The organism is Streptomyces ortus (assembly GCF_026341275.1).
Classification (GTDB): domain Bacteria; phylum Actinomycetota; class Actinomycetes; order Streptomycetales; family Streptomycetaceae; genus Streptomyces; species Streptomyces ortus.
On record NZ_JAIFZO010000001.1, the window covers coordinates 301,155 to 315,015 of the forward strand.

General features: G+C 72.7%; 14 protein-coding genes. 10 read left to right on the top strand and 4 right to left on the bottom strand.

The window, feature by feature from the left end:
• Window positions 1-345: 345 nt before the first annotated feature.
• The 8 genes from paaA to K3769_RS01175 all read left to right on the top strand — a co-directional run bounded on the left by paaA (window position 346) and on the right by K3769_RS01175 (window position 7,326).
• Entirely contained in the window at window positions 346-1,338 is a 993-nt protein-coding gene (gene paaA, locus K3769_RS01140) for a 1,2-phenylacetyl-CoA epoxidase subunit PaaA (protein ID WP_267024512.1), read from the top strand.
• Window positions 1,335-1,658: a 1,2-phenylacetyl-CoA epoxidase subunit PaaB gene (paaB, locus tag K3769_RS01145; protein WP_267024513.1), complete on the top strand. Its 324-nt coding sequence runs from the start codon at window positions 1,335-1,337 to the stop codon at window positions 1,656-1,658. Before paaA ends, paaB begins: the two co-directional genes overlap by 4 nt.
• 10 nt (window positions 1,659-1,668) lie before the next feature.
• Window positions 1,669-2,496, top strand: coding sequence for a 1,2-phenylacetyl-CoA epoxidase subunit PaaC (gene paaC, locus K3769_RS01150; RefSeq protein WP_267024514.1), 828 nt, complete (start codon window positions 1,669-1,671; stop codon window positions 2,494-2,496).
• Window positions 2,490-3,005, top strand: coding sequence for a 1,2-phenylacetyl-CoA epoxidase subunit PaaD (paaD, locus tag K3769_RS01155; protein ID WP_267024515.1), 516 nt, complete (start codon window positions 2,490-2,492; stop codon window positions 3,003-3,005). The genes paaC and paaD overlap by 7 nt, the downstream gene beginning before the upstream one ends.
• Window positions 3,005-4,231 (top strand): 1,2-phenylacetyl-CoA epoxidase subunit PaaE, encoded by a 1,227-nt coding sequence (paaE, locus tag K3769_RS01160; protein WP_267024516.1) that lies wholly within the window; start codon window positions 3,005-3,007, stop codon window positions 4,229-4,231. Before paaD ends, paaE begins: the two co-directional genes overlap by 1 nt.
• Window positions 4,232-4,398: 167 nt before the next feature.
• The gene (locus K3769_RS01165; RefSeq protein ID WP_267024517.1) at window positions 4,399-5,763 is read left to right on the top strand and encodes an FAD-dependent oxidoreductase; all 1,365 of its coding nucleotides are present in this window, start codon (window positions 4,399-4,401) and stop codon (window positions 5,761-5,763) included.
• Between the two features lie 217 nt (window positions 5,764-5,980).
• A complete protein-coding gene (locus K3769_RS01170; RefSeq protein WP_267024518.1) occupies window positions 5,981-6,682 on the top strand; it encodes an SDR family oxidoreductase in 702 nt (233 codons plus the stop codon).
• Window positions 6,683-6,753: 71 nt separating this feature from the next.
• Window positions 6,754-7,326 carry a TetR/AcrR family transcriptional regulator gene (locus tag K3769_RS01175; RefSeq protein WP_267024519.1) on the top strand — a complete coding sequence of 191 codons (573 nt, stop codon included), beginning with the start codon at window positions 6,754-6,756 and terminating at the stop codon, window positions 7,324-7,326.
• Window positions 7,327-7,427: 101 nt separating this feature from the next.
• On the opposite strand, the gene K3769_RS01180 is transcribed toward K3769_RS01175, so the two are convergent.
• Window positions 7,428-7,913 carry an Lrp/AsnC family transcriptional regulator gene (locus K3769_RS01180; protein ID WP_267024520.1) on the bottom strand — a complete coding sequence of 162 codons (486 nt, stop codon included), beginning with the start codon at window positions 7,911-7,913 and terminating at the stop codon, window positions 7,428-7,430.
• Window positions 7,914-8,169: 256 nt separating this feature from the next.
• Between K3769_RS01180 and K3769_RS01185 the strand changes: the two genes are divergently transcribed.
• Together K3769_RS01185 and K3769_RS01190 are read left to right on the top strand one after the other, a co-directional pair.
• A complete protein-coding gene (locus tag K3769_RS01185) occupies window positions 8,170-9,657 on the top strand; it encodes an FUSC family protein (RefSeq protein WP_267024521.1) in 1,488 nt (495 codons plus the stop codon).
• A gap of 146 nt (window positions 9,658-9,803) precedes the next feature.
• Window positions 9,804-10,847: a lactonase family protein gene (locus K3769_RS01190; RefSeq protein WP_267024522.1), complete on the top strand. Its 1,044-nt coding sequence runs from the start codon at window positions 9,804-9,806 to the stop codon at window positions 10,845-10,847.
• Window positions 10,848-10,977: 130 nt separating this feature from the next.
• On the opposite strand, the gene K3769_RS01195 is transcribed toward K3769_RS01190, so the two are convergent.
• The 3 genes from K3769_RS01195 to K3769_RS01205 all read right to left on the bottom strand — a co-directional run bounded on the left by K3769_RS01195 (window position 10,978) and on the right by K3769_RS01205 (window position 13,771).
• Complete coding sequence (locus tag K3769_RS01195) at window positions 10,978-11,901, bottom strand: sirohydrochlorin chelatase (RefSeq protein WP_267024523.1); 924 nt, start codon at window positions 11,899-11,901, stop codon at window positions 10,978-10,980.
• A gap of 119 nt (window positions 11,902-12,020) precedes the next feature.
• On the bottom strand, window positions 12,021-13,097 hold the full coding sequence (locus K3769_RS01200; RefSeq protein WP_267024524.1) for an N-acetylglucosamine kinase: 1,077 nt from the start codon (window positions 13,095-13,097) through the stop codon (window positions 12,021-12,023).
• Window positions 13,094-13,771 carry a uracil-DNA glycosylase gene (locus K3769_RS01205; RefSeq protein ID WP_267024525.1) on the bottom strand — a complete coding sequence of 226 codons (678 nt, stop codon included), beginning with the start codon at window positions 13,769-13,771 and terminating at the stop codon, window positions 13,094-13,096. Before K3769_RS01205 ends, K3769_RS01200 begins: the two co-directional genes overlap by 4 nt.
• Between the last annotated feature and the right edge of the window lie 90 nt (window positions 13,772-13,861).

Sequence of the window (13,861 nt, forward strand, 5' to 3'; positions counted from 1 at the left end):
GTGGAGGGGAGTGCGAGGGGTGCGGTGGCTGTGGGGCTGTGCGGACGACTGGGCAGCGCGGGCTGCATGTAAAGCCAAACAGCCACGGGTGGCGGTCGGGAACCGCGTGAAAGGGGCGTGTTCGCGCCCCGGGCGGGGCGCGCGGTATCGCGAGGCGAACCACCACCACCCACGCGCTCCCGCGCCGGTCCACCACTCCCGCACGACGGGCGCGAGGGCGCACGAACAGCGCGAACCGGGCCCGGGCACGCCCTTCGCGTGTGTGATCGGGCTCGGGTCTTGCTCGGGTCGGGGAAAGGCGGCACACTGGTGCCGAACGAATGGTCGGTTGGGAAGCTGGTATCGATGACCACGACACACTCCGCCGGGACCCCGCTCCCGGAGCAGGGGTTGCAGGAGCACTTCGACGCGACGATCGCGCGGGACCAGCGGATCGAGCCCCGCGACTGGATGCCCGACGGCTACCGCAGGACGCTCGTCCGGCAGATCGCGCAGCACGCGCACTCGGAGATCATCGGAATGCAGCCCGAGGGCGAGTGGATCACCCGCGCCCCGTCGCTGCGCCGCAAGGCCATCCTGTTCGCCAAGGTCCAGGACGAGGCGGGCCACGGGCTGTACCTGTACTCGGCCGCCGAGACACTGGGCGCGGACCGCGCCGACCTGACCGAGCGGCTGATCGAGGGACGCCAGAAGTACTCGTCGATCTTCAACTACCCGACCCCGACCTTCGCCGACGTCGGCGTGATCGGCTGGTTCGTCGACGGCGCGGCGATCTGCAACCAGGTCCCGCTGTGCAGGAGTTCGTACGGGCCCTACGCGCGTGCCATGGTGCGGATCTGCAAGGAGGAGTCCTTCCACCAGCGGCAGGGCTACGAACTGCTGCTGACGATGATGCGCGGTACCGAGGCCCAGCGGGACATGGTCCAGGACTCCGTGAACCGCTGGTGGTGGCCCTCGCTGATGATGTTCGGCCCGCCCGACGGCGACTCGCCCAACTCCGCGGCCTCCATGGCATGGAAGATCAAGCGGCACACCAACGACGAACTGCGTCAGCGGTTCGTCGACATGACCGTCCCGCAGGCCGAGAAGCTCGGCGTGACCCTCCCCGACCCGGAGCTGCGCTGGAACGCGGAGCGCGGCCACCACGACTTCGGCACCCCCGACTGGTCCGAGCTCAAGCGGGTCATCGGCGGCGACGGCCCGTGCAACGCCGAGCGGATGGAGCGCCGCAGGTCCGCCCACGAGGACGGCGCCTGGGTCCGGGAGGCGGCCACGGCCCACGCGGCCAAGCAGGCCGGGCGTGCGCGTGCGCACACCCGGGAAGGGGCGACGGCATGAGTGACTCCACTCCGGCGGGCACGACTCCGGAGACCTCCAGGGGCGACTGGCCGCTGTACGAGGTCTTCGTGCGCGGCAAGCGCGGCCTGAACCACGTGCACGTCGGCTCTCTGCACGCCGCCGACGACACGATGGCCCTCACCCACGCCCGCGACCTCTACACCCGCCGCAACGAGGGCGTCTCGATCTGGGTGGTGCGCTCCGAGCACATCGCCGCGTCCACCCGCGACGAGAAGGACCCGTTCTTCGCGCCGAGCGCCGACAAGGTCTACCGCCACCCGACCTTCTACGACATCCCCGACGACGTCCCGCACATCTGAGGAGCAGGGCATGAGCGACGACCATGTCTACCTGTCCCTCGCCGAGGGACACGAGGACGACACCCGCTGGGCGTACGGCACCGGCTTCGAGGACCCGCTGCACGGCGTGGACACCACCGTGCTCGAAGGCGTCACCGCCGGCCTGCTGGCCGCGGACTGCGTGGCCCTCGCCGACGACGCCCTGGTGAGCGCCCAGCGGCTCGCCGAGTGGACCACCCGCGCCCCCGAGCTGGAGGAGGAGGTCGCCCTCGCCAACATCGGCCTCGACCTCCTCGGCCAGGCCCGCCTGCTCTACGCCCGCGCGGGCCAGGCCGACGGCACCGGGCGCGGCGAGGACGCGTACGCCTACCTCCGGGACGCGGACGACTTCAGGAACGTCCGCCTTGCCGAACTGCCGTGCGGGGACTTCGCGTTCTCGGCCGTCCGGCTGCTGGTGCTGTCCAGCTGGCGGCTCGCCCACTTCGAGGAGCTGTCGTCGCACCCCGACCCCGTCCTGGCGGCCGTCGCGGCGAAGGGCGTCAAGGAGCTGACGTACCACCGGCAGTACGCGGCCGAGTGGGTCGTGCGCCTGGGCGACGGCACGGACGAGTCGCACCGCCGTACGCGCCGGGCGATGGAGCAGGTGGCCCCCTACTTGGGCGAGTTGTTCACGGCCCACGACGTACGGGACGAGGTGGTCGCCGTCCTGCGGCAGGTCACCGAGGCCGCCGGGTTGCCGATGCCGGTGTACCGCCCGCTGCCCGGCGCCGGCCGGGACGGGGAGCACACCGAACATCTCGCGCCGCTGCTCGCCGAGTTGCAGAGCGTGGCCCGCGCACACCCGGGGGCGACATGGTGAGCGCGCTGCGGGACGTGCAGCATGCCTGGCACGTCGCCGAACAGGTGCCGGACCCCGAACTGCCCATGCTCACCCTGGCCGACCTGGGTGTCCTGCGCGGGGTCGAGGTGGCCGCGGACGGCACGGTGGTCGCGCGGCTGACGCCCACCTACTCGGGCTGCCCGGCGATGGCCGAGATGCGCGCGGACGTGGCGGCCCGGCTGCGCGGCGCGGGGTACGCGCGTGTGGAGATCCGTACGGTCCTGGACCCGCCGTGGACCAGTGACTGGATCACCCCGGAGGGCCGGCGCAAGCTCACCGAGCACGGGATCGCGCCGCCGGGAGCCGCACCCCGGCGCGCCGCCGGTCCGGTGCCCCTCGTGCTGACCCCCACCCGCCGCACGGTGGCCTGCCCGCGCTGCGGCGCGGCGGACACCGAGGAGACGTCCCGCTTCTCGGCCACCGCCTGCAAGGCGCTCCACCGCTGCCGCGCCTGCCGCGAACCGTTCGAGTACGTCAAGGAGATCTGATGGCAGGCCCGAGTCAAGAGCCGGCGGAAGGTACCACGGACCCGGTGGACCCGAGGACCCCGACCTCGACCCCGAGCCCGGTAGCGGCAAAGGCACCGGTCGCGCTCGCGGTCGCGACGGCCCCCGCCCCCGCCCCCAGTCCCGCGGTGTCCGCGCGGGTCCGCCGCCGCCCGGCCTTCCACTCCCTGCGCGTCGCAGCCGTACAGCCGCTGTGCGAGGACGCGGCGGCCGTGAGCTTCGAGATCCCGGATGAGCTGGCGGGGGAGTTCGCCTTCGCCCCCGGACAGTCGCTGACGCTGCGGCGCCTGGTCGACGGACGGGACGAGCGACGCTCGTACTCGATCTGTTCACCGGCCGGTTCCGTGCCGCGCATCGGTGTGCGGGTGGTGCCGGGCGGTCTGTTCTCGGCCTGGCTCGTGCGCGAGGTACACCCCGGCGACACGGTCGAGGTGATGGCCCCCACCGGCACGTTCACGCCCGACCTCGCCACACCCGGCCACCACGTGCTGGTCGCGGCCGGTTCCGGGGTCACGCCGATGCTCTCCATCGCCGAGTCCGTCCTGGCGGCCGACCCGCGCTCGACGGTCACCCTCTTCTACGGCAACCGCCGCACGGACACGGTGATGTTCGCCGACGAGCTGGCAGATCTGAAGGATCTGTACCCGGCGCGGTTCCAGCTCGCGCACGTGCTGTCCCGGGAGCCCCGCGAGGCCGAGGCGCTGTCCGGCCGCCTGGACGCGGAGCGGCTCTCCGCGCTGGTCGGCTCGCTGGTGGACGTGGCGTCGGCGGACCACTGGTGGCTGTGCGGGCCGCACGGCATGGTCGTCGACGCGCAGCGGGTCCTGACCGGCCTCGGCGTGCCCGGCGACCGGGTCCACCGGGAGCTGTTCTACGCCGAGGACGAGCCCCTACGAGAGGTACGTCACCAGGAGGCGGCCGTGGAGGGGCCGGTCAGCCAGGTCACCGTCACGCTCGACGGCCGCTCCACCACCTCGGCCCTGGTCAGGGACCGGAGCATCCTGGAAGGCGCCCAGCGGACCCGCCCCGACCTGCCGTTCGCCTGCAAGGGTGGCGTCTGCGGCACCTGCCGTGCTCTGATCACCGACGGCAAGGCCGACATGCGCCGCAACTTCGCCCTGGAGGACGCCGAGGTCGACGCGGGCTACGTACTGACCTGCCAGTCGTACCCGGTCTCGGAGACGCTGACCGTGGACTACGACAGCTGAGGTGGAGGGGGCGGGCGGAGGGGGTGTCCCCGGTGACACCCACCCACCCGATCCACTCATAAATCAGGCTTATGACGTCATAGATCCAGCCCGGCTACAGACTTAGGATAGCCTTAGTTTAGGCTCCCGGTGAGTACTCCTGATCACCGCTCGAAGGGAACCTGATCATGCCTCGCCCCCTGCGGGTAGCCATAGTCGGAGCCGGCCCCGCCGGGATCTACGCCGCCGACGCGCTGTTGAAGTCCGCAGTGGCCGTCGAGCCCGGTGTCTCCATCGACCTCTTCGAGCGGATGCCGGCCCCCTTCGGCCTGATCCGTTACGGCGTGGCCCCCGACCACCCGCGCATCAAGGGCATCATCACCGCCCTGCACCAGGTTCTCGACAAGCCGCAGATCCGTCTCTTCGGCAACGTCGACTACCCGGGCGACATCAACCTCGACGACCTGCGCGCCTTCTACGACGCGGTGATCTTCTCCACCGGGGCGACGGCCGACCGGCACCTCGACATCCCCGGCATCGGGCTCGACGGCTCGTACGGCGCGGCGGACTTCGTGTCCTGGTACGACGGGCACCCGGACGTGCCGCGGACCTGGCCGCTGGAGGCCGAGAAGGTCGCCGTCCTCGGCGTCGGCAACGTGGCGCTCGACGTGGCCCGCATCCTCGCCAAGACCGCGGAGGAGCTGCTGCCGACGGAGATCCCGCCGAACGTCCACGAGGGGCTGAAGGCCAACAAGGCCCAGGAGGTCCACGTCTTCGGCCGCCGCGGCCCGGCGCAGGCGAAGTTCAGCCCGCTGGAGCTGCGGGAGCTGGACCACTCCCCGAACATCGAGGTCATCGTCGACCCCGAGGACATCGACTACGACGAGGGCTCGATCGCGACCCGGCGCGGCAACAAGCAGGCCGACATGGTCGCGAAGACCCTGGAGAACTGGGCGATCCGCGACGTCGGCGAGCGGCGGCACAAGCTGTTCCTGCACTTCTTCGAGTCGCCGACCGAGATCCTCGGCGAGGACGGCAAGGTCGTCGGGCTGCGCACCGAGCGCACCGCACTCGACGGCACCGGCAACGTCAAGGGCACCGGCGAGTTCAAGGACTGGGACCTCGGCGCGGTCTACCGTGCCGTCGGCTACCTCTCCGACAAGCTCCCCAAGCTGCCCTGGGATGTCGCGTCGGGCACCGTTCCGGACAAGGCCGGCCGGGTGATCGAGGAGACCGGCGAGCACCTGACGTCGACGTACGTCACCGGCTGGATCCGGCGCGGCCCGGTGGGCCTCATCGGCCACACCAAGGGCGACGCCAACGAGACGGTCGCCAGCCTGCTCGACGACCACGGGAACGGCCGTCTGCAGACGCCCGCCTCGCCCGAACCCGAGGCGGTGGACGCGTTCCTCGCCGAGCGGAACGTCCGCTTCACCACATGGGAGGGCTGGTACCGCCTGGACGCCGCCGAGAAGGCGCTGGGCGAGCCGCAGGGCCGCGAGCGGGTGAAGCTCGTGGAGCGCGAGGACATGCTCGGCGCCAGCGGAGCGTAGCCCCGCGGGAGGCGTACGAGTTACCGGTCGATACTGGTCGATGCCGGTTGATATCGGCCGACGGGAGTGGCCCCAGCTGTGACAGCTGGGGCCACTCCCGTTTTCGCGTCCGCTCCCGGTCCGCACGGCTTGCATTCTGAAACCGATCGGTTTACCTTTATGGAGAAGGGAAACCGATCGGTTTCCGTTGTGAGTCCGCTGAGGTTCGGAGAGAGTCATGACCGCAATCGAGGGTTCCGTCGTCCTGGTCACCGGTGGCGGCAGGGGAATCGGCAAGGCGCTGGTGGAAGGGCTCTTCGAGCGGGGCGCGAAGAAGGTGTACGCCACCGCCCGCGACCCGCGGACCGTCAAGGACACCCGGGCCGTCCCGCTGGCCCTGGAGGTCACCGACCCCGCCTCCGTCGCGGCAGCCGCGGAGCAGGCCGGCGATGTCACCGTCCTGATCAACAACGCGGGTGTCTCCATGCACACGTCGTTCCTGGACTCGCCGGTCGACGACGTCCGCAAGGACTTCGAGACCAACTTCTACGGGCCGCTGCTCACCGCCCGCGCGTTCGTCCCCGTGATCGAGCGCAACGGCGGCGGCCACATCCTGAACGTCCACTCGGTGCTGTCCTGGATCGGCCTGGCCGGCTCGTACAGCGCGTCCAAGGCGGCGCTCTGGTCCCAGACCAACTCCCTGCGGCTCGACCTCGCGCCGCGCGGGATCAGTGTCACCGGACTGCACGTCGGTTACGTCGACACCGACATGACCGCGGCGATCGACGCGCCCAAGTCCTCGCCCGTGGACGTCGCGGCGCAGGCCCTCGACGGCATCGAGAGCGGAGCCTTCGAGGTACTCGCCGACGATCTCACCCGCCAGGTCAAATCCGGCCTGTCGGGCGACCTCTCGGTCCTGTACCCGCAGCTGGCCGCCTGACCGGCGCCCGTACCCGCATCCGGTAGACCGATCGGTTTCTTCCGGCCCCGCGACGGAGGTAGCCTCGCCCCATGGCCACCACCACGGACAAGACATCCACCAGGGACCGGCTGCTCGACGCGGCCACGGAGCTCTTCTACCGCGACGGCGTCTCCCTGGGCGTCGAGGCGCTGTGCCGGGCCGCCGGGGTGTCCAAGCGCTCCATGTACCAGCTCTTCGCGAGCAAGGACGAGGTACTGGCGGCCAGCCTGGAGCGGCGCGCACCGGAGTACGGGCGCATGCTGCACCTCGGCCCCGAGGACCCCCGCTCGCCCCGGGAGAGGATCCTGTACGTCTTCGAGCAGCTGGAACGGGTCGCGACGCAGGACGACTACCGGGGGTGCCCGTACCTGTCGGCGCTGGTCGAACTCAAGGACCCCGAGCACCCGGCCAGCGTCGTGGCCCTGCGGGTCAAGGGCGCCCTGGTCGAGGCGTTCCGCGCGGACGCCGAGCGCGGCGGCGCGCGCGACCCGGAACTCCTCGCCCGCCAGCTCACCCTGATCTTCGACGGAGCGAGCGCGCGGGCAGGCGCGAGGGCGGAAACCCTGACGGGCCTCACGACGACGACAGCGGCGGCACTACTGGACGCGGCGGGCATGAAGTAGCAGCCCGCGAAGAACCGGTGGCTTCCCGCGCCCCTGAGGGCGGAAGACCGCGCCGTTCCCCGCGCCCCTGATCTCAGGGGCGCGGAGAACGGCGCGATCGGTCAGGCGTCCCGTGCCGCACGACCGCGGCCGATCGACTCCACGAGCGGCAGCACCCGCCGAGCCACCCGCTCCCGCAACACCACCTCGGTCCGCGTACGCACCACCCCCGGCAGACTGATCAGCGCCTGGATCACATCTTCGAGGTGGCCGTTGTCCCGCGCCACGACCCGCGTGAGCAGATCCCCGCCACCGGTGATCGAGAACGCCTCGATGATCTCCGGAACGGCCGCCAGCGCGTCCCCCACGTCGTCGAGATGCCCCTGGGTGACCTCGATGTGCACGAACGCGAGCACGGGATGGCCCAGCGCGGCGGGGGAGAGCGAGGGGGCCGTCCCGGTGATCACCCCGTCCCGCTCCAGCCGGTCGAGCCGTGCCTGCAGCGTGCCGCGGGCCACCCCGAGGACACGGGCGTACTCCCGCACGCTGGTGCGCGGCTGCTCCAGGAGCAGCCTCAGGATGCGGGTGTCCAGCTCGTCCACGGCCATGGTCCGTTGGTCTCCCTGCGGTTCGGAGTGATCGTTCCCGACTGTACCAATGGCCCAGTGGATCGAACGCCTGTTGAGCCAGTGCCCCTCACCCGCCTAACGTGCCCGTATCGATGGCGTCGTGAAGCGCCGGACGGCAAGGAAGCCGGACCGGACGCACGACGCCATTCCCATGCCTGCGGAGCCGTGTCCGCGGGTCCACGGGCTCAAGGTGTTGTCGACGCGAATCGGGGGCGGGCGGCCGACGGTGAAGAAGATGTTCATGGCTCCGGACCCGGGCCTGGTACGGCTGCGGATCTCGCTGCGCGCGGTGCTCGGCATCGGTCTCGCGGTGACCCTGTCGGAGTGCGCCGGACTGTCGCTGCCCGCCTCGATCACCGGGGGCCTCGCCGCGCTCCTCGCGCTGTTCACGGTCGGGGACGCGACCGTGCGGGGCCAGGCGCTCACCACCGCCCTGCTGCCCGCCGTCGGCTTCCCCGTACTCGCCCTCGCGGCGTTCCTGCACGCGGTACCGACCGTCCGGGACGCCGTCTGGCTGGCCGTCGTCCTCGGCGGGGTGTACGCCCGCCGCTGGGGCCCCCGTGGTCACGCGCTCGGCATCTTCGCGTTCATGACCTTCTTCATCACCCAGTTCCTGCACGCGGTCCCGGACCAGCTTCCCCAGCTGTACGCGGCGATGACCCTGTCGCTGGCCGCGTCCTCGGCGGTGCGGTTCGGCGCGTGGTGCATCGAGCGGCGCATCCCGGCACCGGTCGCGCCCGCCCCGCCCACCGGCCGCGGCCTCGCCCGGCCGACCACCCGCCAGGCCTTCCAGGCGACGGCCGCCTGCGCGTTCGCGATCGCCGCGGGCCAGGTCCTGTCGCACGAACGCTGGTACTGGGCCGTCGGCACCGCCTGGTGGATCTTCGTCAACACGTCCTCGCGCGGCGAGACCCTGGTGCGGGGCTTCCGCAGGGTCCTGGGCACCGTCATCGGTATCGCCGTCGGCCTGGTGATCGCGGTCCCGTTGGACGGAGCCGCCGCTCCTACCGCGGGCCTCGTCGCGCTCTGCGTGTTCGGCATCTTCTACGCGGCGGCGGTGTCCTACACGTGGATGATGCTGGCGGTGACGGTGATGGCGGGCCTGCTGTACGGCCTGCTGGGAGTACTCGATCCGGGGCTGCTCCTGCTGCGCGTGCTGGAGACGGGTGCGGGGGCGCTCGGCGCGGTGCTCGCCGTCCTGCTGGTGCTGCCGGTGACCACGCATGCCACCACCGAGGCGTGGATCGAGCGCGCGCTGCACTGCGTCCACGCCTGCACCTCCGAGGCCGCCGCGCGCCTGGCCGGCTCCCCGTCCGCCGACCCGGCCCGGCACGTCGCCGAACTGGAGGCGCTGCTGGGCCGGGTGCGGCTCTCGCTGGCCCCGCTGGTCCATCCGCTCGCCCCGCTGCGGGCCCGCCGGGGGAGGGCCCGGCAGGTCATCGAACTGCTCGACCGGTGCGCCCGGGAGGTGCGCGGCCTGGCGTCGGTCGCCGCGGATCCCGATGCCTCCCACGACGCGAGGCTCGCCGCCGCCTGTCGGCGGGTCGAAGCGGCCGTCGAGGCCCTGACCGGGCCCGCCGCGGCACGCGAGGGGAGCCAGGTGCCCGTCGCCGCGGCGCACCCTGCCGGGGGCGCGCAGGCCCTGACGCATCTGCACGGTCTGGAACAGGCGCTGAAGGCGCTCGCCGTCCCCCTGCGGAGCCGCAGCGTTCCCCTCGCCTGACGACTCGCCTGACGACGTTCCGCCCCCGCACAGGGTCGCCTCGGCAAGGCGCGCGGGCGTTTCGGGCCGTCCCGCCGTTTGGTCTAGGCCATTCGCTGCTACGGTCGCCCTCAGGAACCAATGGACTGGCACCGAGAGGGGACGCAGTGACGGACGGCGGCGGACGGCGGCGACGGGCGTACATCGGCTCCTTCACGGCGGCGGGAGGCCTCGGCGTGCTCACCGCCGCCGTGGACGGGGACACCGGAGCGCTGACGCTGCTGAGTGCCGTGGACAGCGTCCCCGACCCCTCGTACCTGGCGCTGTCGCCCGGCGGGGACATGCTCTACGCGGTGAGCGAGACCACACAGGGCGCGGTCGCCGCGTACCGGGTGAAGGGCGACGAGCCCTCGCTCGCCGGGCCGCCGGTGCGGGTCGGCGGCAGCGGGCCCACGCATCTGAGCCTCTTCGACGGCCATGTCCTGACCGCCAACTACGGCTCCGGCAGCGTCAGCGCCCTGCCCGTGCGCCACGACGGAAGCCTCGGCGCCGTCTCCGCCGTGCTGCGGCACGAGGGCGCGGGACCGCACACCCAGCGTCAGCAGGGCCCGCACGCGCACCACGTCCAGCCCGATCCGAGCCGCCGGTGGGTGGTGAGCGTCGACCTCGGGACCGACTCGGTCCGGGTGTGCGCACTGCGCGACGGCACGCTCGCGCTGCACCGCGAGATCGCGCTGCGGCCCGGTTCGGGCCCCCGGCACCTGGCGTTCCACCCGGACGGCGAACGCGCCTACGTCCTCAACGAACTCTCGCCGACCGTCACCGCCTGCCGCTGGGACGCCGTCGAAGGCGCGCTCAGGCCGGTGGGGGAGACCTCCGTGCTGTCCGGCCTCCCGGACGGCGACGCCTACCCGTCCGGCATCGTCGTGTCGCCCGACGGCCGCTTCGTGTGGACCGCCACACGCGGCCAGGACATCGTCTCCGTGCTCGCGCCCGGCGCACCCGACGAGGGCCTGAACCTGGTCGCCACGGTCCCCTGCGGCGGCGTCTGGCCGCGCGCCCTGGCCCTGGACCCGACGGGCCGCTTCCTGTACGTGGCCAACGAGCGCTCGGGACATGTCGCGTGGTTCTCGGTGGACCCCGAGACGGGCATCCCCCGGCGCGGCGGGTCGGTCAAGGCACCCGCGGCGTCCTGCGTGGTGCTCGACTGAGCGTTGGGCCCAGGGGCCCGGGGCCGGTGATCGGCTCGCCGGAAGGCTCGGTAACCCCGAAGGGCCCGGCTCCAAAGACGGAGCGGGCCCTTCGGGGTTGGTGCCTGTGCGCGACGGCCCGGCCGGGCCGTCAGCGGACGGGTGCGCCCTGCGGCTGCGGCGGCGCGATACCGAGCGCCGACGTGTACTTGGCGAGCGCCAGCTTGCCGATCGCCGGATACGGGCCCAGCGCCTCGGCGGCGGAACAGCCCGCCTCCTTCGCGGCCTCGTCCAGCAGCCCCGGGTCGAGCTCGGGGCCGATCAGATACGGGGCGAGCGCCAGCTGCTGGGAACCGGAGTTGCGCAGCTGCTCGGCGGTGGCCGCGATCGAGCCCTCCTCGTCCAGCGCCGCCGCCATCACGGGCACGGCGAGTCGCGCGGCGAGCAGCATGCCGGTGATCCCGGCCGCCTGCACGGCCTCGTCCCCGCCCACGGACGCCAGGATGATGCCGTCCGCGGCGGTCGCCACGGTGAACAGCCTGGCCCGGTCGGCGCGCGCCAGGCCCGCCTCGGACAGGCGCACATGCAGCGCCTCGGCGAGCAGCGGATGCGGACCGAGCACATCCGTCAGCTCGGCCGCGACCCGGCTGTCCATGACGGCCTGGCGGACGCGGCGCAGCAGCGCGTTGTCCGGACCGGCGAGCAGCGGCACGACCACGGCGACGGGCCCGTCGGGCTCCACCGCGTCCACACCGGCCGCGCGGGCCTGCTCGAAGCGCTGCGCGCGCTCCTCGGAGGCGTGCGCGAGCACCGACTGGAGGGTGGGGAACTCGGCGTCGTCCCCGTCGAGGTACCCGATCCTGGCGTCGAGGCCGGGCAGCTCGGAGCGCGCGATGCTCACGAGCTCCTCGACGAGGCTGCGGGTGGCGGCGCTGGGCGTGCCGGGCACCGCGAGGACGAGCGCGGGCGCGCCCTCGGGAGCCGCCAGTGGTTCCGGCCGGCGGTGCCGACCGGGCTGGCGGGGTCGCGGCATTCGTACTGGCAGGCCGGACGCGGGCCCAGTGGGGGAGCTCATGGCGCCGAATGTTACTGGTTTCCTGGGCTCCCCTGTTCGGGGAGGGTGCAGGTGAGCGGTATCCGTCCGGTTTTGTCTGATGAGTTACGCGCGGAGCGATCTCCCTGGTTATCTGTGGATCACGGAGAGCGATCTTGCGAACGGTTGTCCGAGGCCTCCGTGGCGTCCGAGATGTCCCGTACGACGAACAGCATGCTGTCGTCGCGCGGCAGCGTGAGCCGGTCGTCGGCCAGCTCGACGGCGATGCCCACGGCCCCGTCGAGCGGGTCGCCCGCGGCCGGCACCTCCCGCACGTACGGCAGCCGCTCCGCAAGCGCGGCCCGCAGCGGTACGAGGAGGGGGTCGCCCATCCTGAACAGTCCGCCGGTGAGCGCGAGACGCACCTCGCCCGCCTTCTCAGCCCCTGTGGGCGACACGTCCGCCTCCGTGGGGCACACCGCGGCTGCCGAGTCGGCGATGTGCCGGGCCGCGGCGGCCAGGACGCCGGTCGCGGCCGGGTCGCCGCCTTCGGCGCAGGCGGCCACCTCGGGCGCGAAGGCCGCCAGCACGGCCGGCCGGTCGGGGCGCGGATAGAGCCGGCCCGGCACCGCCGGAGCGGAGCCGAACACCGCCTCCACGCGGGCCAGGAGGGGCAGCGATCCGCCGGGCCGCCCGTCGTAGGCGCGCAGGGCCGCGTCGAGGCCCGCCCGGCCGATCCAGGCCCCGCTACCGCTGTCGCCGAGCAGATGGCCCCAGCCGTCCGCCCTGCGCCACTCGCGCAGGTCGGTGCCGATCGCGATCATCCCCGTACCGGCGGCGACGACCGCGCCCACCCGCTGCCCCAGCGCGCCCGTGTAGGCCGCGACGGCGTCGGCGACCAAGGCCAGCCGCCGTACGCCGAGTTCGCGGGCGAGCGCCGACGGCAGCTCGGCGCGCAGCGAGTCACCCAAAGTGGTGAGGCCGGCGGCCCCGACGGTGACGGCCCGAAGCGTGCCGACCCCCGTGTCGGCCATCAACTGCCGGGCCATGGGCACCAGTTGCGCCAGCAGATGCCCGGCGTCGATGCCGCGCGGGCCGGTGCGCACCGGTTCCCCCGACGTCAGGGGGGCCGTGATCCGGCCCCCGTCGACAGCCAGGACGGCCCGCAGCCCCGACCCGCCGGAGTCCACCCCCAGGACTCCGGACCCGCCGCCCGCCCCACTGCCGGGACCCGTCACGGCAGCCGCCAGTCCACCGGTTCGCCGCCCTGGCGGGCCAGCAGGTCGTTGGCCCGGCTGAAGGGCCGCGAGCCGAAGAAGCCGCGGTCCGCGGACATCGGCGACGGATGCGCGGACTCCACCGACGGCAGGTCGCCGAGGAGGGGGCGGGCATTGCGGGCGTCGCGCCCCCACAGGATCGACACCAGAGGTCTGCCCCGGGCGGCCAGGGCTCTGATCGCCTGTTCGGTGACCTCTTCCCAGCCCTTGCCGCGGTGTGCGGCCGGCTTGCGCGGGGCCGTGGTGAGCGCTCTGTTGAGCAACAGCACGCCCTGCCGGGTCCAGGGGGTCAGATCGCCGTTCGACGGCGGGGGCAGGCCCAGGTCGGTGCTCAGCTCCCGGTAGATGTTGATGAGGCTGCCGGGCAGCGGCCGCACCTCGGGGGCGACCGAGAACGACAGCCCCACGGCGTGTCCCGGAGTCGGATAGGGGTCCTGGCCGACGATGAGGACCCGGACGTCGTCGAAGGGCTGTTGGAAGGCGCGGAGTACGTTCGGACCCGCGGGCAGGTAGGTACGGCCCGCGGCGATCTCTGCGCGCAGGAAGTCCCCCATCTCCGTGATCCGTCCGGCCACCGGTTCGAGGGCTTTGGCCCAGCCGGGTTCGACGATCTCGTGCAACGGTCGTGGTGCCACGGCGTCACCCTACTGCCGTACACGGGCTGTCGATCAACCCGAGGCCCCCGCGCACCCCTCGGCGGCATGTGCGGTGCCACGGGCGGGCGT

Coding starts and splice junctions, on each gene's coding strand:
- paaA (WP_267024512.1), top strand. CDS start 346: ATGACCACGACACACTCCGCCGGGACCCCGCTCCCGGAGCAGGGGTTG.
- paaB (WP_267024513.1), top strand. CDS start 1,335: ATGAGTGACTCCACTCCGGCGGGCACGACTCCGGAGACCTCCAGGGGC.
- paaC (WP_267024514.1), top strand. CDS start 1,669: ATGAGCGACGACCATGTCTACCTGTCCCTCGCCGAGGGACACGAGGAC.
- paaD (WP_267024515.1), top strand. CDS start 2,490: ATGGTGAGCGCGCTGCGGGACGTGCAGCATGCCTGGCACGTCGCCGAA.
- paaE (WP_267024516.1), top strand. CDS start 3,005: ATGGCAGGCCCGAGTCAAGAGCCGGCGGAAGGTACCACGGACCCGGTG.
- K3769_RS01165 (WP_267024517.1), top strand. CDS start 4,399: ATGCCTCGCCCCCTGCGGGTAGCCATAGTCGGAGCCGGCCCCGCCGGG.
- K3769_RS01170 (WP_267024518.1), top strand. CDS start 5,981: ATGACCGCAATCGAGGGTTCCGTCGTCCTGGTCACCGGTGGCGGCAGG.
- K3769_RS01175 (WP_267024519.1), top strand. CDS start 6,754: ATGGCCACCACCACGGACAAGACATCCACCAGGGACCGGCTGCTCGAC.
- K3769_RS01180 (WP_267024520.1), bottom strand. CDS start 7,913: ATGGCCGTGGACGAGCTGGACACCCGCATCCTGAGGCTGCTCCTGGAG.
- K3769_RS01185 (WP_267024521.1), top strand. CDS start 8,170: ATGTTCATGGCTCCGGACCCGGGCCTGGTACGGCTGCGGATCTCGCTG.
- K3769_RS01195 (WP_267024523.1), bottom strand. CDS start 11,901: ATGAGCTCCCCCACTGGGCCCGCGTCCGGCCTGCCAGTACGAATGCCG.